A 20,828-nucleotide genomic window follows, 5' to 3' on the forward strand; every position below is an offset into this window, starting at 1 on the left:
GCCCCGGGCCTCCCCCAACTTCGCGGGGGAGGCTTGCGTAGCGCCTTTCAGCTGCCCGAAATCACGAGGCCTGTGCCCGCCCGCAAAGGGGCGTGGCTCATCCCGCCAACTTCGGCTTCACGTCGCCGCCATTGCTTTCTCGCCCCGTTTGGCGCAAAGACACGCCCTTCATGAACGGAACGGGAGCCCGCGATGGCGGTGATCGAAGCAGCGCAAGAGATGGCTGACGGCAAGACCGCGCCGACGGTGTCCTATGTCTCGCTGGGCTGCCCGAAGGCGCTGGTCGATTCCGAGCGCATCCTCACGCAATTGCGCGCCGAGGGCTATGGCATCACGCGCAACCACAAGGGCGCCGATCTCGTCATCGTCAACACCTGCGGCTTCCTCGATTCCGCCAAGGCGGAGTCGCTCGGCGCCATCGGCGAGGCCATGGCCGAGAACGGCAAGGTCATCGTCACCGGCTGCATGGGCGCCGAGCCCGATCCGATCCTGGAAAAGTTCCCGAACGTCTTCGCGGTCACCGGCCCGCAACAATATGAGACGGTTGTCGAGGCCGTGCATAAGGCCGCGCCCCCGGCGCATGACCCTTTCGCCGACCTGGTCCCGCCGCAGGGCTTGAAGCTCACGCCGCGCCACTACGCTTATCTGAAGATTTCGGAGGGCTGTAACAACCGCTGCAGCTTCTGCATCATCCCCAAGCTGCGCGGCGATCTCGTCTCCCGTCCGGCCGCCGATGTGATGCGCGAAGCCGAGAAACTGGTGAAAGCCGGGGTCAAGGAGCTGCTCGTGATCAGCCAGGACACCTCGGCTTATGGCGTCGACATCCGCTACGCCGAGAGCCCCTGGCAGGGCGCGCCCCTGAAAGCAAAGTTCTACGACCTGTCAAAGGCGCTTGGCGAGCTCGGTGTCTGGGTGCGCATGCATTACGTCTATCCCTATCCGCATGTCGACGAGGTCATCCCGCTGATGGCCGAGCGCAAGATCCTGCCCTATCTCGACATCCCCTTCCAGCATGCCTCTCCGACGGTGCTGAAGGCGATGCGCCGCCCCGGCCATCAGGACAAGGTGCTGGAACGCATCAGGAAATGGCGCGAAGTATGCCCTGACATCACCCTGCGCTCCACCTTCATCGTCGGTTTCCCCGGCGAGACGGATGTCGATTTCGAGTTGCTGCTCGACTGGCTGCAGGAAGCCCAGCTCGACCGCGTCGGCTGCTTCGAATATGAGCCTGTGGCGGGCGCCTCCGCCAACGATCTCGGCCTGCAGCCCGTGCCCGACGAAATCAAGAAACAGCGTCATCGCCGCTTCATGGAGACGCAGCAGGCGATCTCGATGCGCAAGCTGAAGGCCAAGGTCGGCAAGCGCCTGCCTGTGATCATCGACGCCGTTGGCCCGAGCGTGGCCAAGGGCCGCTCGATGGCGGATGCGCCGGAAATTGACGGCGCCGTTTACGTGGCCAGCCGCCGCCCGCTGCGCGTGGGCGATATCGTGACGGTGAAGATCGAGCGCTCGGATGCTTATGACCTGCACGGAATGGCGGTGTGAGGGGACGTGCCGGGTGCACGGGCATCTTGGCCGCTCTTGAACCACCGCGCCCGCAGGATGGAAACAACGGGCCAGATGCCCGCGCATCCTGAAAAGGCCCCCACGATGTTCCGAGCAGGAACTCTTCCCTGCGACCATGCGTTCTTCTCAACTCACGCGGAGGTTGTGAACCCGCACGCGCGTGATCCCAGATGAATATCGTCAACCCAGGAGCGACGATCATGGGTATGGATCTGATGCCGAAGGAAGTCTACGAGGCGTTGCGCGATCTCGACATGGAGGGGCAGGACGCGGACCTTTCCCCCGCCATGATCCAGATCCTCCAGGACGGGGGTTATGTCGAGATCATCGACGGCATTCCTACCGTCACCGAAGCCGGTCTGGTTGCCCTGCGGACGCATGAACGGAATATGCCGACCTTCTTCGTGAAGCCGCCCTCCGACTAGTGCTGCGCCCCGCTCAGCACGGCGCCGACGCTCGCTGCGATGACCAGGGCAATGCCGAGAATCTGCTGCATGCTCAGCGGTTCGAGCAGGATGAGGAAGCCGGCGAGCGCGCCGATGCCAGGCTCGGCGCTCATCAGGATGCCGAAGGTCGCCGACGGCAGGCGCCGTAGCGCGGCCATTTCGAGCGCGTATGGCAGCAGCGGCGTCAGGACCGCGAGGCCGATGGTGTGGAGGACCAGCCCGCCCGGCAGGTGAAAGCCCGCCTCGTAGAGGCCGAAGGGCGTGGCGATTAGCGCGGCTGACACGAAGGAGATGGCAAGTCCATCCAGCCCTTTGAAGGCCGCGCCGATATGCTTCATCAACAGGATGTAGGTGCCCCAGCCGACGCCGGCGAGGATTGCGAAAGCGAAGCCGAGCGGGTCGACGCTCCAGCCCGTGGTGTCAAGCACCAGGCAGAGCACGCCGGCAAGGGCGATGAACAGCCAGATGATGCGCCAGCTGCGGGCAAAGCCCAGCGTGGCGACGCCGAGCGGTCCCAGGAACTCGATGGCGACGACCAGGCCCAGCGGCACGCGGGTGATCGCCACGTAGAAGAACAGTGTCATGCAGGCGATGGCGGCGCCGAGCGCGAGGGCCGCCAGGATTTCCTTGCGGCCGTAGCGCCTGGGATCAGGCCGTACGATCGCCATGAGCAGGATGGCGGCCCAGGCCAGGCGCCCCCAGGTGGTGGCGAGTGTGCCATAGGCATCCATCGTCGGCTTGGCGAGCGCCGCGCCGAGCTGCACCGAGGTCATGGAGCCGACGGCCATCAGGGCGGCGAGGCCCGCCTGCGAGCGGGAGGATGACGCTCCCAAGGCCGTGCTTTCTTGTTTTTCCTGCAATGACGCTTCCCCCAGGGGCGTTCTTGTAGAGCGGGAAGTGTTGGAAGGGAAATGATCTTTGGCCTCGTTCTGCAGGAGCGAAAAGGCCGCCGAGGCGCTACCCGCCGACAGGGAATTGGTGTAACAAGCGGGCTGGCTGGTTCTTGCTGGAACGTCAGCGGCATCGGCACCAAGAGACGATCGCGGAGCGGAAGATGCCGGGGGGGACTGGCGACGTCATCGTTCAGATCGAGAAGGCCGACGGCAGCTTCGAATGCCGTGCTTTCACGGGCGTGCCGGCGGCGCGCCGAAGCTTTATTGCCATCGTCTCGTCAGGCTCCGTCGAAGGAAGCAAGACGGCGGGCGAACTCGGCGCGGAGCTGGAAGCGGTGTTGCTGGGATCGAATGCCGAGGTCCGGGTCGAGACGATCGACTGTCCCAGCACCCCAGACCGCTTCGATGTCAAAGCCGATGACACACAGGTGAAGGTACTGGTGCTCATCGGCAGTACCCAAATGCCGTTCCAGGGACTGCCCTGGTATGACAACTGGTGGTCCGACGAGCACAGCGCCTATGTCATGGTCGTGCTGAAGGCCGGCGATTACGGTGCCTATTTTGATCCGGCAATCAAGGACGAGGACCTTTTGCGTCGCGTCAACGCCTCTATCTGGCAGAAAAAAGTGAGCGAGGTTTTGCCGGGCCTGCTCGCCCGTGCCGAGATCACCGCTGCCGTGAGTCGCATCTTCATCAGCTATCGCCGCGTGGAGACGTTGCCGGTGGCGCTGCAGCTCTTCGATCGGCTGGTGGAGGAGGGCTTCGAAGTCTTCCTCGATCGCTTTTCCATTCCGCCCGGCTACGACTTCCAGCGTCGGCTGGGCCAGGAACTCGAAGACAAGTCGATGGTTCTGCTGCTCGAATCCAAATCCCTCAAGGATTCGCACTGGACCCAGCATGAGATCGATTTCGCCAAACGGAATCGGTTAGGCCTAGTTGCGGCGCGCATGCCGGATGTAACGCCGGGCGACGCACTGACCTCAGTCAGCGCGGATGCGCGCTTGGTTTTGGACAGGAAGGATTTCACCGGCGCGCCGGTCCCACACAAGGTGATCGATGCGCTCCGTGGCGAAGTCACGGTCGATGAATGGCCGAAGCTCGAGGACGACGCGCTCCAGCGGCTCGTTGCCAAGGTCAAGGAAGTCCATGCCGCGGCCCTCTTCCGCCGGCGCTATCGGCTGCGCACGGATGTCGTGGCCGCCCTCAATAAAGGTGGGCTGGCCACCCAATACAGCGCCGTTGGGCCGATCCGAATCGCGCAAGGCAGCGCCAAGCATACAGTTTGGCTGACCACCCGGCCTCCGGAGGTCGACGATTTTCGCTCACTTCAGGGTGCACATGCTGCGCTGGGAGCGAGCAAGCCGAGCTGGGTGGCGGCGATCATTGGCCCACGCGCTGCGCTAGAACCCGATCGGCAGACCCGGCTCGGGTGGCTAGAGAGAATGAGCGGCTGCCTGAGCTTCGATGAAGGTTCTCTCTCCACCTTTATCGACCGTCTCCTCCCCAAGGACCAAGCATGAAAGAGGGCGATACCATTTTTCTATCGGCAAGCGTGCCCTACCGGACTCCATGGGCGGAGAATGCGCGCGCCAGCGAGATCGAGGAGGCGATCGTCAGCCTCGCCCGCGCCGTGTTCGCGCGCGGCGGGCGGCTGGTCTTCGGCGGCCACCCCAGCGTCTCCCCTCTCATCGCGGCGGTGGCGGGCGAATATTTTCCACCCGATCCCAACCGCAAGGAGCGGCCGATCATCACCTTCCAGTCGCGCCTCTTCGAGGATGTGCTGCCCAATGAGACGACGGAGATGGTGCGCTTCGGCTGGTCGACCATCGAATGGACGCCCGCTTTGCCCGGCAAGACGGATGGCGACACGGCGCCGAGCCTGGCGCTGATGCGGGCGGCGATGCTCGATGTCGAAGGCAAGGCCTACAAGCGGTACAAGCTGAGGCCTCCCGTGGCCATGGTCGCCATTGGCGGCATGGAAGGCGTGCGCGATGAAGCGGATGCTTTCCTCGTCGCGCCGATGCCTTCATCCGCCATATGGAAGGCGCTCCGTTCCCTCGACCGATCACGCCTTCCACCGGCTGTGGGGGAAGAGGTCGGTGCTGTGCTGGATCGCTCGGCTCCCAGGCCGGTGCCGTCGCCTATCTACCTTTTTCCCAGCGGCGGCGGCGCTGCGGAACGGCTGCTCACTCCCGATGCATTGAACCACAATGTCACGGAGGACCGGCACGCCGATGAGAAGACGATCTTCGCGCTGACCGCGGCAAGGAGAAAAGGTCGTATCATCGATGCGGAGCAGCAATGGCGAAGCGAGCAAAAGGGCCTGCCGGAGATCCTGCTTTTCCAACCCTACGCCGCCATCTCACAGTGGCTTCTCGATCGTACCGCGCCGGCAGGCTGACGATGTCCGAGCCCAAGGTATCCCGCGATGAATGAAAGCCCGACTGACCCCGAAGAGGTCCAACCGGAGCGCGCCCCGCCAACACCGCCTGCTGCGCCCCCCGCCCCCCAGCCGGCCAAGCCGGATGCGACCTATCTGCAGATGCTGCAGGCGGCTATCACCCGCATGGCCGGCAATGCCTTTCTGGCCAAGGGCTGGAGCATCACGCTCACCACGGCGACGCTCGGCCTGACGGTAAAAGATGGCGGGCCGGCGTTTGCCTTGATCGGCCTGGTGCCTGTCGCTCTGTTTGCTTGTATCGATACCTATTACCTGGCGCTTGAAAAAGGCTTTCGAAACCTCTTCACCATCGCGGCGGCGGCCTACAACGCCGGCGAGCCACCAAGCTTCGTGATGAACCCCGGCGAGGTCGACGGCGATAAATTCGGCAAGGCAATACAAAGCCCATCAGTATGGGGTGTCCACGGCCCGCTGGCGGTTTCTCTGCTGCTGGCATGGCTTTGGGTTATATTTCGACAACTGCCGCATTAGACGGATCTGCTGTGCCTCCGTGAATGGAGCTGACCCATGCCCCTCCCCAACCCGGTTCCCCTTGGCGTTTCCGGCAAGAAGACGGTGTCGAGGGCAAGCTTCGAGGCCGCCGGCGGCAGCGAGGCATTGACGACGGAAGAGGAACGCGAGGCCTATATCGTTCTCAACCTGATTGAGGCCTTGCAACGTCCTCTCACCGGTGCGGGAACGGAAGCGCTGCTCAAGCCGGTGTTCGACCACATCCCGAACATGGCTGAGGTTCTCAGGGCCTTCGCCAAGAAGGTGCTGCAGACGCTACGCGATGGCGAGCCGCATTCGACCGTCGCGGTCTCCGGCACGACACTGCCCGTGGCGGTTGCCTTCGGTGCCTGGAATGGCAGCCATCGCGAGGTCCAGCCGGAGCGGACCGGCGGCTATCTGCCCGGGCTCTTGACCACCGGGCTGAAACTTCGCGACAAGGGTTTGAGCGTGGCCGCGCTCCTCGCCATCGACGTCTTCGCTCGCGAGGCGGTCGATATATCGGCGCCCGGTCGACCGCTCGATGAATGCTTCCTGCTCGATGCCGAACTGTCCTACGTCCCGGGCCTGCTGTTCGGCTACCCAGAGGACCAGCCGAATGATCTGCCCGCCGTGTTCCTGGTCAATCGCAGCCTGTGCACGCCGGATCAGCTTCAGATGCTGGAGCGGGTGAATCGCTGACGCAGGGCCTCCGGCACCGCCGCCAGATGATCGCCGTCGCTGCCGAACCCCCGCCAGGACAGGGCGACGGCAGGGGCGCTTGCCTGGCCGAGAGAAAGGTGCAGCATCTGTTCGCGAGGCGATCCGACTTCAATCTCCGCGATAACGGCAGGGTCGGAACTGGTGGAGGCGCATACACGGATGATCGACCCCCCATAAGGCAGGTCGAGCAGCCGCCAGGCCAGCCTCCCGACCTCCTGGTATATCCAGCTCGCCTCGGCTGCCAATGCGGCGATTTCCTTCTCATGCGCGCTCACGATCAGCCGCGCGAAGGAAGGTACGTCCTGAATCCAGGGCCCCCGACCAAGCTCGTCGAGGAGGTCGAGCCAGGTCCGGTACAGCGAATCCCATGCTGGCCGCTCGCCTTGCCAGCCAAGCAGATTCTGCATGCGCATCCCGACAAGGGCATCGACGCATTGGCGCCGCCTGCTATCGATCCGGTCAAGCCAGGCATCGAGCGTCGCGGAAGGGACATCCAACAGGCCGCCATAGAGACCTCTTGCAAGGAGCTGTTTCAGCAAACGCAGCAAGCCGGTCTGATAGCGCAGCAGAAGTCGTCGCTCATTGTCGCCCCAGCCCGGTACGGTGGGCCAGGCCAGGAAGGCGGTTGGAGAGGTGATCAGGAAGGCGATGTCGTCGTCGATGGGATCGGGATCGTCGAGATTGCCGGAGAGCGGCCGGCGCACACCGGCGACGGCGCGGCCACTGGCGATGAACCAGCGACAGGCGCGGATCATGGCGTCATCAGGCCAACGATCGAAATCCCGCAAGGTCATGTCCCAATCCAGCCCTTCGCCGGCAGCACGAAACTCGGCACGCGCCGCCACGGCTTCCCCGGAATTGTCGCTGCTCGCGCACGCCACCACCTTCTCGACCGTGAGTTGAAGCATGCGTTCGACGTGCCGGATGCGGGCGCGGAGCGTGACCAGTTCCAGCTCTCCGCCAGGTTCGATTGACGGGCGCTCGGCTGTAGTGACGGGCGGTCTCTCGGGCAGGACAATCGTCGGAGCTGGCATCGTCAGGCGCGCGACCAAAAGCTCCCGCAGGCGGTCGGTATTCTCCTCGTCGATCTCGATCCGCGGCCAGTCGGAGACGACCGTCGGCAGGATCGTGGCGGGCTCGGTGACGATCAGCATCCGGCGGATGCGCGCACCCTTTCCATAGTGCCCGATAGCCCAGGCCAGTTCCTGCGTGGCATAGCCGGCGCGCTCGAGAAACTCGTCGCTGGCGCACATCAGATAGACGTCGCAGGCGGCGATCCGATCAGCGAGCCCAACATCGAGCCACTCCTTCTGCAGTGGCTGGGCCTGGTCGAACCATGTCTCGGCCCCGGCCTGGCTCAGCGCATCATAGAGGCGCGCCGCCATGCCGGCCGCCTCGGAGCGGGCATAGGAGAGAAAGACGCGCATGCCCGAAAGCGGCCCGGATTGCGCCGGCATGATAACGCCGATCTTGTCGCGCCGGGCGCGGCCGCGCACGCGTCTCAGCTCATCGTCTACGGCGCGCTCGCAGGCCTCCAGCCACGTGTCCCACTTTCCTTCCGGGGCGGTGGCGCCGAGGCGAGGCGGCGGCATCACATTCTCGGCGCCCAGCGAGCGCAGTGCGAGGCCTGCAAGCTGCGTGGCCCGCGTGAGCCGCGGCTCGAAATCCGGGAGCTCCCCCCGGCTCGCGAGCAGCAGGCGAATCTGAGCGATCTGCTCATCCAGAAGATCCTCGGGCGCCGCGCGGGTCAGATCGATCATGGCCTCGGGCCAGGCTTCCGGCGGCGCCCATGACCAGGCGATCCGCGCTTCCGGAGTGCACTCCTCGCCGAGAACGAAGGCAGCGGCGAAGAGCTTGTCGGCGGCATCTTCCCACGAAACGATCAGATGATGGCAAGCCTCGCGGGCGGCCTTGCTCATCGCGGCGAGAGCGCGTCCCGCTGCTTGCGAGGCCGCACTGTCGGGATCGGCGGCCTCGCAACGGCCGACGAAGGCCAGCACCTGCCCGACGCCGGTGATCGCCATCACGAGAGGTTTGCCTCTCTCCCTCGCCCGATCGAGCAGGCCGGGCTCCAGCCGAAAATTCTCCGGGCGCAAATTGAGCGCCGGCAGCATCTTGCGAATAATCGCTTCCAGTTCCGCCGTGTTGTCCATGCGAGCCCCCTGCACCGCATCGAGACGGACAGGCGATGTCTCTCAATCGTCTGCGCGCCGCCGCCCCAGCCTGGCGGGATCGAAACTTTCGATGAATTTGATCAACGCCGCAACCGCCAGCCCCATATCCCTCACCGAGGTGAACTCGGCCGGGTTGTGACTGATCCCGCCCCGGCAGCGGACGAACAGCATGCCGATCGGGCACATTGCGCCCACCGCCTGGCCGTCATGGCCGGCGCCGGAGGGCAGATGGATGGCACTCTTGCCATCGCGCCCGCCGATGGCCGCGGTGAAGCCTGACTGCAGCGCGGGATCGCAGGGCCGGGCCGCAGCTTCATGGGTGCGCTCGATCCAGGCGGTGACGTGGCGCTTCGTGGCGATGGCGAGGATTTCCTCGCGCAGCCAGTTCATCGCCTCGATGCGGCGGGCGTCCGTCTGCGAGCGCAGATCAACGGTGAAGACCACGCGCGCAGGAATGACGTTGGAGGCGCCGGGCGACAGGCTCAGCTTGCCGATGGTCGCCACCATGAAATCGTCAGCGTTGCGCTGGGCGAGAGCCTCGACGGCGAGCGCGATCTCCGCTGCTGCCGTGAGAGCATCATGCCGCAAGTTCATCGGCACTGTGCCGGCATGGCCCGCCTCGCCCACCACCGTCACTGAATGGCGCGACTGGCTGGCGATGGCGGTAACGACGCCGAGCGCCTCATCCGCCTGTTCGAGCACCGGACCCTGCTCGATATGGAGTTCGACGTAAGCTGCCGCTTCGCCCGGCTCGTAGGCTGCGGCCGGGATCTCGGCCGGATCCTTGCCATAGGCTCGCAGCGCGTCCTCGAGCTTCACGCCGTCGACCGACTCCACCTGCAATGCAGCGGGATCGAAGCGCCCGGCCACGGCCTGAGAGCACAACAGCGTCGCCGGAAAGCGCGAACCCTCCTCGTCACCGAAGGCCAGCACGTCGATGCCGAAGGGCATCCTGCCGTGTTTTTTCATCACCTCGCGCACGGCCAGGATGCCGGCGATCACGCCCAGAGCGCCGTCATAGGCGCCGGCGTCGATCACCGTGTCGATATGGGAGCCGATCAGCAGGCGCTGCACGGAATTCCGGCCGTCGCTCTCCGGCGCCAGGCGCCCACGTACGGTGCCGAGCGCATCCTCGCTGACGTCGAGCCCGGCCTCCGCCATCCAGCGGCGCACGAGGTCGGCTGCCAGGCGATGTTCGGGCGTAAGATAGAGGCGCGTCAGATGTCCTTCCTCGGCGCTGATCAGCGCCAGGGCGCGGATCATGCTTTCGGCCTCGCGACCGAGTGCCATGGCACGTTCAACCATCCACCCGCTCCTCCAGACGGAAGCGGATGATACGCATCACCTGAGCCAGAGCCGTCAAGAACTCCTCCTCGCGCCCCCCGTGGATTCGGTTCGAGAAGGCATCGAGGATCTGGTGCTTCGTAGCGCCCTTCACCGCGAGAATGAAGGGAAATCCAAAGCGCTCCTTGTAACGCGTGTTGAGATCGGTGAAGCGCGTCATTTCCTCGGCCGTAAGCGTGTTGAGGCCGGCGCCGGCCTGTTCCATGCGAGAATCGGGCGCGAGCGTAGCCTTGCCGGCAAGGTCGGGATGCAGACGGATCAGGGCTTCCTGCTGTGCGCGCGGGGCCTGGGCGAGCACGGTCTGGAAGGCATCGACCATCGCCGCGCGCGAGGCATAGGAGCGTAGCGCGGCAGCCGCCTCCGCCACCCAAGGCGAGTGCTCCGCGATATCGCCGAAGGTTCGGACGAAAGCGGCCGGCGTAAGGGCGTTGATGGCGTCGAGGTTCATGGGAGAGCGGCCTGGCGGGATGAGAAGGTCATCCTGCATAGGGGAAGGAAAATGGGGCCGCAAGGCGGGACGTTTGAGGAAGAGGCACGGGCCTTCCCCACGAAGCTGGGGAGGGATTAAGGGAGGGGTGAGGGCGGAGTGAAGTAGCACGCGAGTTGACGGGACCGGGTTGCGTACTTGGATCCATGGGCGAGCCTATTCCTGGCCACGCCCCACCCCTGCCCCTCCCCAGCTTCGTGGGGAGGGCCCGTATTTCACTCCGCCAGGCTTTCCTCAATTCGGGAACTTGTCGTCGATGCCCTTCACATACCAGTTCATGCCCAGGATCTGGCCGGCGTCGAGGTGGTCGCCGCCTTTGCATTCCACCGTCTCTCCGGCCTGGTTCACCACCGGGCAGGAGAACGGGTTGATCTTGTGCGACTTGAGGCCCGCTTCGGTGTCCTCGGCGAGCTTCTTGACGTCATCCGGCATGTTGGTGAAGGGCGCCATCTGCACCATTCCCTGGTCGAGGCCTTCCCAGACATCGGACGACTTCCAGCTGCCATCCATCGCTGCCTTGGCGCGCTCGATATAGTAGTCGCCCCAATTGTTGACGATGGCGGTGAGCTGCGCCTTGGCACCGAATTTGATCATGTCGGAGTCCTGGCCGAAGGCGTAGATGCCCTTCTCGGCGGCGGCCTGCATGGCGGCCGGACTGTCGGTGTGCTGGGCGAGGATGTCGGCGCCCTGGGCGATCAGTGCCTTGGCGGCATCGGCTTCCTTGCCGGGGTCATACCACGTCGACACCCAGACGATCTTGAGCTTGAGGTCCGGACGCACGGACTGGGCCCCACGCATGAATGAGTTGATGCCGGAGATCACTTCCGGGATCGGGAACGAGGCGACATAGCCGACCACGCCGGTCTTCGACATCTTGGCGGCGATCACGCCCTCTACATAGCGTCCCTCATAGAAGCGGCCGGCATAGGTCGAGACGTTGTCCGCGCGCTTGAAACCGGTGGCGTGCTCGAAATCCACGTCCGGGAAGTTCTTCGCCGCCTTGATAGTGGGATCCATATAGCCGAAGGAGGTGGTGAAGATCAGCTTGTTGCCGGCATCGGCGAGGTTCTCGATGGCGCGTTGCGCGTCCGGACCCTCGGGCACGTTCTCGACATAGGTCGTCTCGACCTTGTCGCCGAGCGCCTTGACCAGCGCCTGGCGGCCGACCTCGTGCTGGTAGGTCCAGCCATAGTCGCCGATCGGGCCGAGATAGATGAAGCCGACCTTGAGCTTGTCTTGCGCCTGGGCCGGGCTGAGTGCGCCCGCCGCCAGGCCGATGGCCGCCATCGCCGCCAGAATGGTTTTCTTCATTGAAGTTCCCCGTGCTGTCGGGCCGCGAACAGATCCGAACTGCCAGGCCACGGCCCAAACCCGGCAAGGAACCTTTCCTCCTCAGCGATCCGGCACGAAGGGCGTACCGAGCGAGGCCGGTGCAGCGCCCCCTCTGCCCGTGCCTCGGGAGATCATCACCAGGACGATGACGGTGGCGAGATAGGGTAACGCCGTCCAGAATTGCGGCGGCCACACCAGCCAGGACGGCAGCGAGCCGCCAAGGGCCTGCATGTGCAGGTTGCCGATCCAGATCGCACCGAAGAAATAGGCGCCGATCAGCAGCCGCCAGGGCCGCCAGGAGGCGAACACCACCAGCGCCAGGGCAATCCAGCCGCGCCCAGCCGTCATGCCCGTCCCCCAGAAGGGCGTATCGGCGAGCGAGAGATAGGCGCCAGCGAGGCCCGAGCAACCGCCGCCGAACAGCACCGCACCGAAGCGGATGAGACGCACGGGGTAGCCAAGCGCATGGGCCGAGGCATGACTCTCGCCGACCGAACGCAGGATCAGGCCACCACGGCTGCGATAGAGAAACCACCAGACGGCGGCGACCAGCGCGATCGAGATATAGACCAGCGCATCCTGGCCGAAGGCGATCGGGCCGAGGAGCGGGATGTCGCTGAGGCCGGGGATGTGGAGCGAGGGAATCTTCGGGCGATTCAGGCCGACAAAATTGGTGCCGAGCAGATCCGAAAGGCCCAGGCCCAGAATGGTCAGCGCCAGGCCCGAGGCGACCTGGTTGGCGGCGAGGCCGAGGGTCATCAGGGCGAAGAGCGAGGAGAAGATCATGCCGGCAAGGATGGCGGCGATGAAGCCGAGAATGGCGCTGTCGGTCATATAGGCCGTCGCAAAACCCGCGATCGTGCCCATGATCATCATGCCTTCGACGCCGAGGTTGAGAACCCCGGCGCGCTCGACCACGAGCTCGCCGATCGCCGCCAGCACGAAGGGCGTCGAGGAGGTGATGATGGTGAGGATGATGGCTTCCGCGAGGTTCATTCAGGCCACCCTCGCCTCGGAGGCCACGACACGCAGGCGGTAGACGATGAGGGTGTCGCAGGCGAGCACATAGAAGAGCAGCAGGCCCTGAATCACGCTGGTGATGCCGATCGGCACCTTGAGTGCGATCTGCGCCGCCTCGCCACCAAGATAGGAAAGCGCCAGGAGGAGGGCCGCCAGCAGGATGCCGACCGGGTTGAGCCGTCCCAGGAAGGCGACGATGATGGCTGTGAAACCATAGCCCGAAGCAAAGGGGATCTGCAGCATGCCCATGGTGCCGTCGGCAACGCAGATGCCCGCAAGGCCGGCCAGGCCACCCGACACCGCGAAGACGAACAGCGTCATGCGCGTCGGGGAGAAGCCGGCAAACAGGCCCGCGCGCGGGGCCTGACCGAGTACCCGGATCTCGAAGCCCTTGAGGCTGCGCGAGAGCAGAATGGCCGCCGCCGCCACGATGATCAGCGCGAACACCGCATCCAGATGGATCGGGCTGCGCCGGAGCAGCGCCGGCAGCGTATTGTCGAAATTGGCGGTGAGCGGGAAATTGAGGCCGGCCGGATCGCGCCAGGGCCCGCGCACCAGATAGTCGAAGATCTTGTCGGCGATATAGACCAGCATAAGACTGGTGAGGATCTCGTTGGTGTTGAAGCGCGTCTTGAGGAGAGCCGGGATCAAGCCCCAGAGCGCGCCGCCCACGATGCCTCCGATGAGGATGAGAGGCACGGCGTAGAAGGGTGTCTGCCCCTGGAAGGCAAGCGCGATGCCGCCGCCCACCGCCGCGCCTATGAGGTATTGCCCTTCGGCGCCGATATTCCAATTGTTCGAGATGTAGCAGAGGGACAGGCCGACCCCCATGATCACCAGGGGCGTTGCGCGCACCACAAGTTCCTGCACGGTGCGCCAGCCGGTGAGCGGCTTGACGAAATAGACATAGAGAGATTCGAGGGGCCCGTGACCGTAGAAGGAGAAGATGATCGCCGCCGACACGATGGTTAGGCCGATCGCGATCAAGGGCGAGAGCACTGCCATCACAGTGGAGCGCTCGGGCCGCTTTTCCAGTTCAATGCGCATGGCCAGAGCCTCCCATCAGGAGGCCGATCTTCTCCAGACTCATCGCCGCCACCGGCTCGGGAGGCGAGAGGCGCCCGTCGTGGATCACGGCGATATGGTCGGCCACCTCGAAGATCTCGTCGAGGTCTTGGCTGATCACGATCACGGCAGCGCCGCGGCGGGAAAGGTCGATCAGCGCCTGGCGGATCAGCGCGGCGGCGCCGGCATCGACGCCCCAGGTCGGCTGGTTGACCACCAGCACTTTGGGCTCACGCAGCATCTCGCGCCCCACCACGAATTTCTGCAGGTTGCCGCCCGAGAGCGAACCGGCCTCCGGATCAGGCCTGCCCTTGCGCACGTCGAAGACTTTCGAGACCTCCGCCGCCTCGCGCGAGGCCTTGCCCATGTCGACCAAGCCATAGGAAACGAGGTCATTGGTGGCGTGGCCGGTGAGCAGGGTGTTCTGTGACAGCGTCATGCGCGGAGCTGCGGCGTGGCCGAGGCGCTCCTCCGGCACGAAAGCCGCGCCGAGACGGCGGCGCTGCGTGATGTCCAGGTCGCCGGAGGGCTTGCCGTCGATCTTCACGGCCTCGCTGCTCCCGGCCGCGCGCTCGCCCGAGATTGCTGCGAAGAGCTCGCCCTGCCCGTTTCCGGCGACACCGGCGATAGCGACGATCTCACCGCCGCGCGCCTGCAGCGCGATATCCCTGAGGGGCGTGCCGTGCAGGTCCTCTGGCGCCAGGTTGAGCCCCCTTAGTTCCAGCCGCACGGAGCCGCTGGCATTGGCAAGGCGGCCATGCTCGACCTTGGCGATGTCGGCGCCCACCATCATGCGCGCCAGACTCGCCGCCGTCTCCTGGCGTGGATCGCAGGTGGCGACCAGCTTGCCGTGCCGCAGCACGGTGGCAGTCTGGCACAGGCGCTTCACCTCTTCGAGGCGATGCGAAATATAGAGCACCGCCCTGCCCTCGCCGGTGATGCGCTCCAGCGTGACGAAGAGCTGGTCGGCCTCCTGCGGGGTGAGCACGGAGGTCGGCTCGTCGAGGATGAGGAGCTTGGGGTTCTGCATCAGACAACGCACGATCTCGATGCGCTGGCGCTCGCCTACCGACAGTGTATGCACGGGACGGCGCGGCTCCAGCGGCAGGCCATAGGCGGCCGAGACTGCGGCGATCTTCTCCTCGACATCGCTCAACCTCGTGCCGGGCGGCTGCGCCAGCGCGACGTTTTCTGCGACGCTGAGATTATCGAACAGCGAGAAATGCTGGAAAACCATGCCGATGCCGATCGCCCGCGCCACTGCCGGCCGCGCCAGATGGATGGGCTGGCCCTCCCACAACAGCTGGCCCTCGTTAGGCTGCAGCAAGCCATAGAGGATTTTGACGAAGGTCGATTTGCCGGCACCGTTCTCGCCCAGCAGGGCATGGATCTCATGCGGCATGATCTTGAGATCGATGCCGTCATTGGCCCGGAGCGAGCCGAAGATCTTCACGATGCCACGCGCTTCGATCAGCGGCGTCTCGGTGTCCAACATTGCTGCCACATTCATGGTCGTGCCCAATTCATAGGCGGTATTATGCGGCTTGCGAAGGGCTCAGACATTACGACGCGGCTTTTCCCCAACTGAGCGGTGTAGAACCGGCGCCTCCTTCGGCAGAGCCGAGGACTTGGCCGCTCGATTGCTCTCCACGAGCAAGATCTGGGCCACGACCGAGGCGGCGATCACCGCCGGTTCCTTACCCTCGATCCCGGGAATGCCGACGGGGCAGACCATCCTGTCGATGGCCGCCTGCGTCAGCCCCGCCTGGCGCATCTGCGAGACGAAGCGCGCCCGCTTGGTGTCGGAGCCGATGACCCCGACATAGGCAAAGCGGCCGGAGGAGAGCGCGGCCGAAGCAATGGCGAGATCAAGCGAATGGCTGTGCGTCATGATCAGGATGCGGGCGTCATCCGGCGCGTCGGCCAGGATCCTTTCCGGTTCGGCCTCCCGCCGAAGTACCACGCGCTGCGGCACGCGGCTGGGAAAGGCCTCGGGCCGGGAATCGCACCAGATGAGGTCGAGCGGTAGGGGCGCCAAGGCCAGTATCAGGGCGCGGCCAACATGGCCGGCACCGAAGAGATAGACGGGCGGGTTGCGCAGCCCCAGACTCTCGATCATCCGCCCGTCAGGCAGAAGCCATTCGTTCTCGCCCTGCGGCAATAAGGTGGCTTCGGCCGCATCGGCCCAACGGCGCACATAAGTGCCGTGAGGCTGGGGCGTACCGATCACCACCCGGCCGCCGGGGGCCGATGGTTCAACCAGCCCGGCCAGCCAGGACAGATCGTCGCGCTCCAGCCGCTCCAGCATCAACTTGACGCGTCCGCCGCAGCACTGACCGAGATCTGGGCCGAGCGCCTTGTCGAGCGTCCGCATCCGGCTCCCCCCGCCCGAGAGCAGCGCCTGCGCCTCCGCAAGGGCCTGCCATTCGAGCGCACCGCCGCCGATCGTGCCGGAGAAGGCCCCATCCGCACGCACCACCATGCGCGTCCCCGCCTCGCGCGGACTCGAACCACGTACAGCCGTGATGGTGACGAGCACGGCCCGGCCGTCCCGTTCGATCATGGCCTTCAGCGTGTCGAAGATGGACATCGGCACCCCATGGTGTGGCGGTCTCCGACCGCCACTATTGGACCCGGGTCGTTCATCGGATAGGCAGATGGCGGTCGGAGACCGTCACTCCGTTTTTATATATCACTTCAACTCGGTCGCATAATGGCTTTGATAGCCTTCAATATTTCTTCAGGAGTGGCCGGTGCGTTTAGCAGAACCGGTGCGCCCGGCGCCAGGCTGTGGATGGCATCGGCGATGGCCGAGAACACCGAGATCGGCAGCATCAGCGGCGGCTCGCCTACAGCCTTGGAACGACCCACCACATCTTCGCGATTCTGGTTGTCATAGAGCGCCACCCGGAAATCAGCGGGAATGTCGCCGGCCGTCGGTATCTTGTAGGTGGAGGGTGCGTGGGTGGCGAGGCGCCCCTTGCCGTCGAACACCAATTCCTCGGTGGTGAGCCAGCCCATGCCCTGCACGAAGCCGCCCTCGATCTGGCCGATATCGATGGCCGGATTGATCGAGCGACCGACGTCATGGAGGATGTCGACGCGGTCGACCTTCATCTCGCCGGTAAGCGTGTCGACGGTAACTTCAGAGCAGGCAGCGCCATAGGCGAAATAAAGGAAAGGCCGTCCCCGCCCCGCCGGGCGGTCCCAATGGATCTTGGGCGTCCGGTAATAGCCTGTCGAGGAGAGCGAGATGCGCGCCAGCACGCATTGCCGGGCGAGTTCGTTGAAGTCGATCTTCTTGTCGCCAGCCGTGACGTGGCCACCGCGGAACTCGACGGACTCGACTGCCACGCCAAACTCGCCGGCGGCGAAGGCGGCCATGCGGTCGCGGATCGTGCGCGACGCGATGCGGGCAGCCATGCCATTGAGATCCGTGCCCGAGGAGGCGGCCGTAGGCGAGGTGTTGGGCACCTTTGCGGTAGAGGTCGCCATGATCTTCACGCGGTCGACGCCAATGCCGAAGACATCCGCGGTCACCTGCGCCACCTTCTGGTAGAGCCCCTGCCCCATCTCGGTGCCGCCGTGGTTGAGATGCACCGAACCATCGGAATAGACATGCACCAGCGCGCCGGCCTGGTTGAGATGAATGAGGGTAAAGGAGATGCCGAATTTCACCGGCGTCAGCGCAATGCCCTTCTTAAGGATGGCGCTGGTCTCGTTGAAAGCAGTGACCTGCCTGCGGCGCGCCCGATACTCCGAGCTCTTCTCCAGTGTTTCAACCAGGTCGAGGATGACGTTGTCCTCGACGGTCTGGCCGAAGGGTGTGACATCCCGGCCGGGCGCATAGAAATTCGCCTTGCGAATATCGAGCGGATCGCGGCCGAGCCGCCAGGCGATGGCATCGATGACGCGCTCGATCCCCATCATGCCCTGCGGCCCGCCGAAGCCGCGGAACGCGGTGTTGGACACCGTGTTCGTCTTCATGCGGCGTGTGGCGACGCGGCAATCGCCCAGGAAATAGGCATTGTCCGCATGGAACATCGCGCGGTCGCAGATGCCGAGCGACAAATCCGCCGAATAGCCGCAGCGCGCGGCATAAGTAATGTCGTAGCCGCCGATCACGCCCTCATCATCGAAGCCGACATCGTAGTTGACCAGGAAGTCGTGGCGCTTGCCGGTCATCGCCATGTCGTCGTCGCGGTCGAGCCGGAGTTTGCAGGGCTTACCGGTGACACGGGCCGCAAGGGCCGCCAGCGCCGCCCACTGGCTGGCCTGGCTCTCCTTGCCGCCAAAGCCGCCACCCATGCGGCGCACGGCGCATTCCACTGCCGCGTCCGCCACGCCGAACACACGGGCGACGACATGCTGCACCTCGCTCGGATGCTGGGTGGAGGAGAGCACGTGCATGTCCCCGGCTTCGCCGGGCGTCGCCAGCGCGACCTGGCCTTCCAGATAGAAATGTTCCTGCCCGCCAACCCGGATCGAGCCCTGCAGGCGGTGTTCGGCCTTGTCGAGAGCCGCATCTGGATCGCCCTGGCCGAAGACGTAGTCGGGCATCACCTCGCCGCCATGGTCGAGTGCCTCGTCGACGCTGACGACAGGAGCAGCCTCCTCATAGGTGATCCTGGCCAGCCTACCCGCTCGCCGCGCCTCGTCGCGCGTACGGCCGACCACGCAGAACACCACCTGGGAATGGAACTCGATGCGCTCTTCAGCAAGGCAGGGATCGACATCGAATTGCACGGGCGAGACGTCGTTCCTGCCCGGCACGTCGGCTGCCGTCAACACTGTCACGACACCGGGCGCCGCACGGACCGCGTCGAGATCCATGGCGAGGATCTTGCCGGCCGCGATTTTGGCGCCCACAGGCACGACATGCAGCGTTCCCGCCGGCTCCAGCACATCGTCGATATAGAGCGCGGCTCCAGCCACATGCCGTGTAGCGGAATCATGCGGCAACGCCTGCGAGACAGAAGCGGTATCGGGAGAAGTCGCGGGTTTATGCAGCATCGGCGCGCTCCCTGTGACCGGTCAGCCGCGTCTCGGAGCTTTCGGCTCCGGCGATCTCAACCAGCGCCCTCATCAACAGCGCCCGCGCCACTTCGTTCCGATAACTGGCCGAAGCGCGCATGTCGGAGATCGGCTGGTAGTCGACCGCGAGAGCATCGAGCGCCCTGCCCCAGTTCGAGGAGTCGTCGAGTTCGATGCCGGCGAGCGCCGCCTCGGTATGAAGGCCGCGCTTCGGGGTCGCCGCCATGCCGCCAAAAGCGACGCGGGCAGAGACAATTTGTCCCTCGGCCAAGGTGAACTTGAAGGCGCCCATCACGGCCGAGATGTCCTCGTCGAAGCGTTTGGAGATCTTATAGCAGCGGAAAGCTTCGTCCTCGCCGGGCTTGACCACCGCAAGGCCCACCACGAATTCACCGGGCTGGCGGTCCTGCTTGCCGTAACCAACGAAGAAATCCTCCAGAAGCAGGGCACGTCCCTCCTCGCCCCGGCGCAGATAGAGCCTGGCGCCGAGCGCGATCAGGGCCGGCGCGAGATCCCCGATCGGCGAGCCATTGGCGATGTTGCCACCCACCGTGCCCGAGGCGCGCACCTGCGTGGAGCCGAAGCGCCGCATCAATTCGCCAAGGTCTGGATCGATGGCCGCAAGCGCCGGCAAGGCACACGAATGGGTGACTGTGGCGCCCATCGAGACGCCGTCATCGGCAATAGTCAGCCGGTCGAGCTTCGCCACCCGGCCGAGCCAGATGATCTTCTTCAGATCGCGCAACTGCTTGGTGATCCACAGCCCGACATCGGTAGCGCCGGCCACCAGCGTCGCATCGGGGTGCTGAAGATAGAGGCGGGCGAGTGCATCGACGGAGGCTGGGGCGGCGAAGAAACGCTGCTCGTCACCCACAAACACATCCATCTCGTCCTGTAAGTTGATCAAGGCCTGCCGCTTGCCTGCGCGGGCACGGGCGAACCTGTCGGCAGGCGGGGCAGCGCAGGCCGATTGGGCCGCGTCGATGATCGGCCGATAGCCGGTGCAGCGGCACAGATTGCCCGCAAGCTGGTCGGTGGTGGCCTGACGGGTCACCGGCCGCGCGCCGTCCTGATAGAGAGCGAACAGCGACATCACGATGCCCGGCGTGCAGAAGCCACACTGCGAGCCGTGATGATCGACCATGGCCTGCTGGACCGGATGCAGCATCTCGCCCTCCGCCAGGTCCTCCACGGTGATGACTTCGCAGCCGTCGACCATGCCGGTTAGCGTGATGCAGGCATTGACGGGCTCGTAGTGGAGCTCGCCGTCGCGGATGCGGCCGAGCACCACCGTGCAGGCGCCGCAATCGCCCTCGTTGCAGCCTTCCTTGGTCCCGACGGCCAGCTTGGATAGGCGCAGATGATCGAGCAGAGTCTCTCTGGGATCGAGCTCCTCGATGATCTCGACGACATCGTTGCGCAAGTAACGAACGGAGTTGCGCATTCAGTTGCCCCGGCAGTACGGCCAGCGGGTCACCGCGAGCCGGCTAACATGATACTGCGTCGCAAGAGGCAAGCCAAAGCGATTCGAGACAAGGCGTCCAGCTTGCCTGGCCAGCCCGCCTGTCGATATTTCTAATGCCATGCCGCCGGCTGCCTCCATATAGAGCAAGCCGATGATTGCCTCTTTTTGTGGCGGCGGAAAGAGGAATCTGGGACCGCCGGCTTTCCAGCAGGCCTCTTTCTTGCCGGCAACCGAAGCGGTTCCCAGAGCCCGCTGGAAAGCGGGCGGTCCAGGATCAGCGTGCCGGTCTTGAGACCGGCATCTTACCACCTCGGTCCCGGGTGTGCCGGTCTGAAGACCGGCACACCGCT

The 20,828-nt window shown here is 65.0% G+C and carries 17 protein-coding genes; 6 read left to right on the forward strand and 11 right to left on the reverse strand.

Annotated elements, in window-relative coordinates:
• Positions 1-219: 219 nt before the first annotated feature.
• Together rimO and ACMDCR_RS18620 are read left to right on the forward strand one after the other, a co-directional pair.
• The gene (gene rimO, locus ACMDCR_RS18615; RefSeq protein WP_413993663.1) at positions 220-1,545 is read left to right on the forward strand and encodes a 30S ribosomal protein S12 methylthiotransferase RimO; all 1,326 of its coding nucleotides are present in this window, start codon (positions 220-222) and stop codon (positions 1,543-1,545) included.
• A gap of 221 nt (positions 1,546-1,766) precedes the next feature.
• The gene (locus ACMDCR_RS18620) at positions 1,767-1,991 is read left to right on the forward strand and encodes a hypothetical protein (RefSeq protein WP_413988037.1); all 225 of its coding nucleotides are present in this window, start codon (positions 1,767-1,769) and stop codon (positions 1,989-1,991) included.
• Here the strand turns inward: ACMDCR_RS18620 and ACMDCR_RS18625 are convergent.
• Complete coding sequence (locus ACMDCR_RS18625) at positions 1,988-2,845, reverse strand: EamA family transporter (protein ID WP_413988038.1); 858 nt, start codon at positions 2,843-2,845, stop codon at positions 1,988-1,990. The two genes, ACMDCR_RS18620 and ACMDCR_RS18625, sit on opposite strands and share 4 nt — an antisense overlap.
• A gap of 170 nt (positions 2,846-3,015) precedes the next feature.
• Between ACMDCR_RS18625 and ACMDCR_RS18630 the strand changes: the two genes are divergently transcribed.
• The 4 genes from ACMDCR_RS18630 (at position 3,016) to ACMDCR_RS18645 (ending at position 6,536) form a co-directional block, all read left to right on the forward strand.
• On the forward strand, positions 3,016-4,425 hold the full coding sequence (locus ACMDCR_RS18630) for a toll/interleukin-1 receptor domain-containing protein (protein WP_413988039.1): 1,410 nt from the start codon (positions 3,016-3,018) through the stop codon (positions 4,423-4,425).
• Positions 4,422-5,306 (forward strand): hypothetical protein, encoded by an 885-nt coding sequence (locus ACMDCR_RS18635; RefSeq protein WP_413988040.1) that lies wholly within the window; start codon positions 4,422-4,424, stop codon positions 5,304-5,306. The genes ACMDCR_RS18630 and ACMDCR_RS18635 overlap by 4 nt, the downstream gene beginning before the upstream one ends.
• Positions 5,307-5,447: 141 nt before the next feature.
• On the forward strand, positions 5,448-5,837 hold the full coding sequence (locus ACMDCR_RS18640; RefSeq protein ID WP_413988041.1) for a hypothetical protein: 390 nt from the start codon (positions 5,448-5,450) through the stop codon (positions 5,835-5,837).
• A 36-nt stretch (positions 5,838-5,873) separates the two neighbouring features.
• Positions 5,874-6,536 carry a hypothetical protein gene (locus ACMDCR_RS18645; RefSeq protein WP_413988042.1) on the forward strand — a complete coding sequence of 221 codons (663 nt, stop codon included), beginning with the start codon at positions 5,874-5,876 and terminating at the stop codon, positions 6,534-6,536.
• Here the strand turns inward: ACMDCR_RS18645 and ACMDCR_RS18650 are convergent.
• From ACMDCR_RS18650 to xdhA, 10 genes are all read right to left on the reverse strand, one after another.
• Positions 6,509-8,710, reverse strand: coding sequence for a toll/interleukin-1 receptor domain-containing protein (locus ACMDCR_RS18650; protein WP_413988043.1), 2,202 nt, complete (start codon positions 8,708-8,710; stop codon positions 6,509-6,511). The genes ACMDCR_RS18645 and ACMDCR_RS18650 overlap by 28 nt on opposite strands.
• 42 nt (positions 8,711-8,752) lie before the next feature.
• Entirely contained in the window at positions 8,753-10,036 is a 1,284-nt protein-coding gene (locus ACMDCR_RS18655; protein ID WP_413988044.1) for an allantoate amidohydrolase, read from the reverse strand.
• A complete protein-coding gene (gene uraD, locus ACMDCR_RS18660; RefSeq protein WP_413988045.1) occupies positions 10,029-10,523 on the reverse strand; it encodes a 2-oxo-4-hydroxy-4-carboxy-5-ureidoimidazoline decarboxylase in 495 nt (164 codons plus the stop codon). Before uraD ends, ACMDCR_RS18655 begins: the two co-directional genes overlap by 8 nt.
• A 273-nt stretch (positions 10,524-10,796) precedes the next feature.
• Positions 10,797-11,873: a BMP family ABC transporter substrate-binding protein gene (locus ACMDCR_RS18665; protein WP_413988046.1), complete on the reverse strand. Its 1,077-nt coding sequence runs from the start codon at positions 11,871-11,873 to the stop codon at positions 10,797-10,799.
• Positions 11,874-11,954: 81 nt separating this feature from the next.
• Complete coding sequence (locus ACMDCR_RS18670) at positions 11,955-12,890, reverse strand: ABC transporter permease (RefSeq protein ID WP_413988047.1); 936 nt, start codon at positions 12,888-12,890, stop codon at positions 11,955-11,957.
• Positions 12,891-13,961, reverse strand: coding sequence for an ABC transporter permease (locus ACMDCR_RS18675; RefSeq protein WP_413988048.1), 1,071 nt, complete (start codon positions 13,959-13,961; stop codon positions 12,891-12,893). It lies immediately after the preceding gene.
• Positions 13,951-15,489 carry an ABC transporter ATP-binding protein gene (locus ACMDCR_RS18680; RefSeq protein ID WP_413988049.1) on the reverse strand — a complete coding sequence of 513 codons (1,539 nt, stop codon included), beginning with the start codon at positions 15,487-15,489 and terminating at the stop codon, positions 13,951-13,953. The genes ACMDCR_RS18675 and ACMDCR_RS18680 overlap by 11 nt, the downstream gene beginning before the upstream one ends.
• Before the next feature lie 45 nt (positions 15,490-15,534).
• Positions 15,535-16,569 (reverse strand): xanthine dehydrogenase accessory protein XdhC, encoded by a 1,035-nt coding sequence (gene xdhC, locus ACMDCR_RS18685; protein ID WP_413988050.1) that lies wholly within the window; start codon positions 16,567-16,569, stop codon positions 15,535-15,537.
• 107 nt (positions 16,570-16,676) lie between these two features.
• Complete coding sequence (gene xdhB / locus ACMDCR_RS18690) at positions 16,677-18,992, reverse strand: xanthine dehydrogenase molybdopterin binding subunit (protein ID WP_413988051.1); 2,316 nt, start codon at positions 18,990-18,992, stop codon at positions 16,677-16,679.
• Positions 18,982-20,457 (reverse strand): xanthine dehydrogenase small subunit, encoded by a 1,476-nt coding sequence (xdhA, locus tag ACMDCR_RS18695; protein ID WP_413988052.1) that lies wholly within the window; start codon positions 20,455-20,457, stop codon positions 18,982-18,984. Before xdhA ends, xdhB begins: the two co-directional genes overlap by 11 nt.
• Positions 20,458-20,828: the final 371 nt, after the last annotated feature.

This window comes from Labrys okinawensis, from assembly GCF_047345005.1.
GTDB classification, from domain to species: Bacteria; Pseudomonadota; Alphaproteobacteria; order Rhizobiales; family Labraceae; genus Labrys; species Labrys okinawensis.

Coding starts and splice junctions, on each gene's coding strand:
- ACMDCR_RS18655 (WP_413988044.1), bottom strand. CDS start 10,036: ATGGTTGAACGTGCCATGGCACTCGGTCGCGAGGCCGAAAGCATGATC.
- ACMDCR_RS18670 (WP_413988047.1), bottom strand. CDS start 12,890: ATGAACCTCGCGGAAGCCATCATCCTCACCATCATCACCTCCTCGACG.
- ACMDCR_RS18640 (WP_413988041.1), top strand. CDS start 5,448: ATGCTGCAGGCGGCTATCACCCGCATGGCCGGCAATGCCTTTCTGGCC.
- ACMDCR_RS18620 (WP_413988037.1), top strand. CDS start 1,767: ATGGGTATGGATCTGATGCCGAAGGAAGTCTACGAGGCGTTGCGCGAT.
- xdhA (WP_413988052.1), bottom strand. CDS start 20,457: ATGCGCAACTCCGTTCGTTACTTGCGCAACGATGTCGTCGAGATCATC.
- ACMDCR_RS18635 (WP_413988040.1), top strand. CDS start 4,422: ATGAAAGAGGGCGATACCATTTTTCTATCGGCAAGCGTGCCCTACCGG.
- ACMDCR_RS18665 (WP_413988046.1), bottom strand. CDS start 11,873: ATGAAGAAAACCATTCTGGCGGCGATGGCGGCCATCGGCCTGGCGGCG.
- uraD (WP_413988045.1), bottom strand. CDS start 10,523: ATGAACCTCGACGCCATCAACGCCCTTACGCCGGCCGCTTTCGTCCGA.
- xdhC (WP_413988050.1), bottom strand. CDS start 16,569: ATGTCCATCTTCGACACGCTGAAGGCCATGATCGAACGGGACGGCCGG.
- ACMDCR_RS18680 (WP_413988049.1), bottom strand. CDS start 15,489: ATGAATGTGGCAGCAATGTTGGACACCGAGACGCCGCTGATCGAAGCG.
- xdhB (WP_413988051.1), bottom strand. CDS start 18,992: ATGCTGCATAAACCCGCGACTTCTCCCGATACCGCTTCTGTCTCGCAG.
- ACMDCR_RS18645 (WP_413988042.1), top strand. CDS start 5,874: ATGCCCCTCCCCAACCCGGTTCCCCTTGGCGTTTCCGGCAAGAAGACG.
- rimO (WP_413993663.1), top strand. CDS start 220: ATGGCTGACGGCAAGACCGCGCCGACGGTGTCCTATGTCTCGCTGGGC.
- ACMDCR_RS18650 (WP_413988043.1), bottom strand. CDS start 8,710: ATGGACAACACGGCGGAACTGGAAGCGATTATTCGCAAGATGCTGCCG.
- ACMDCR_RS18675 (WP_413988048.1), bottom strand. CDS start 13,961: ATGCGCATTGAACTGGAAAAGCGGCCCGAGCGCTCCACTGTGATGGCA.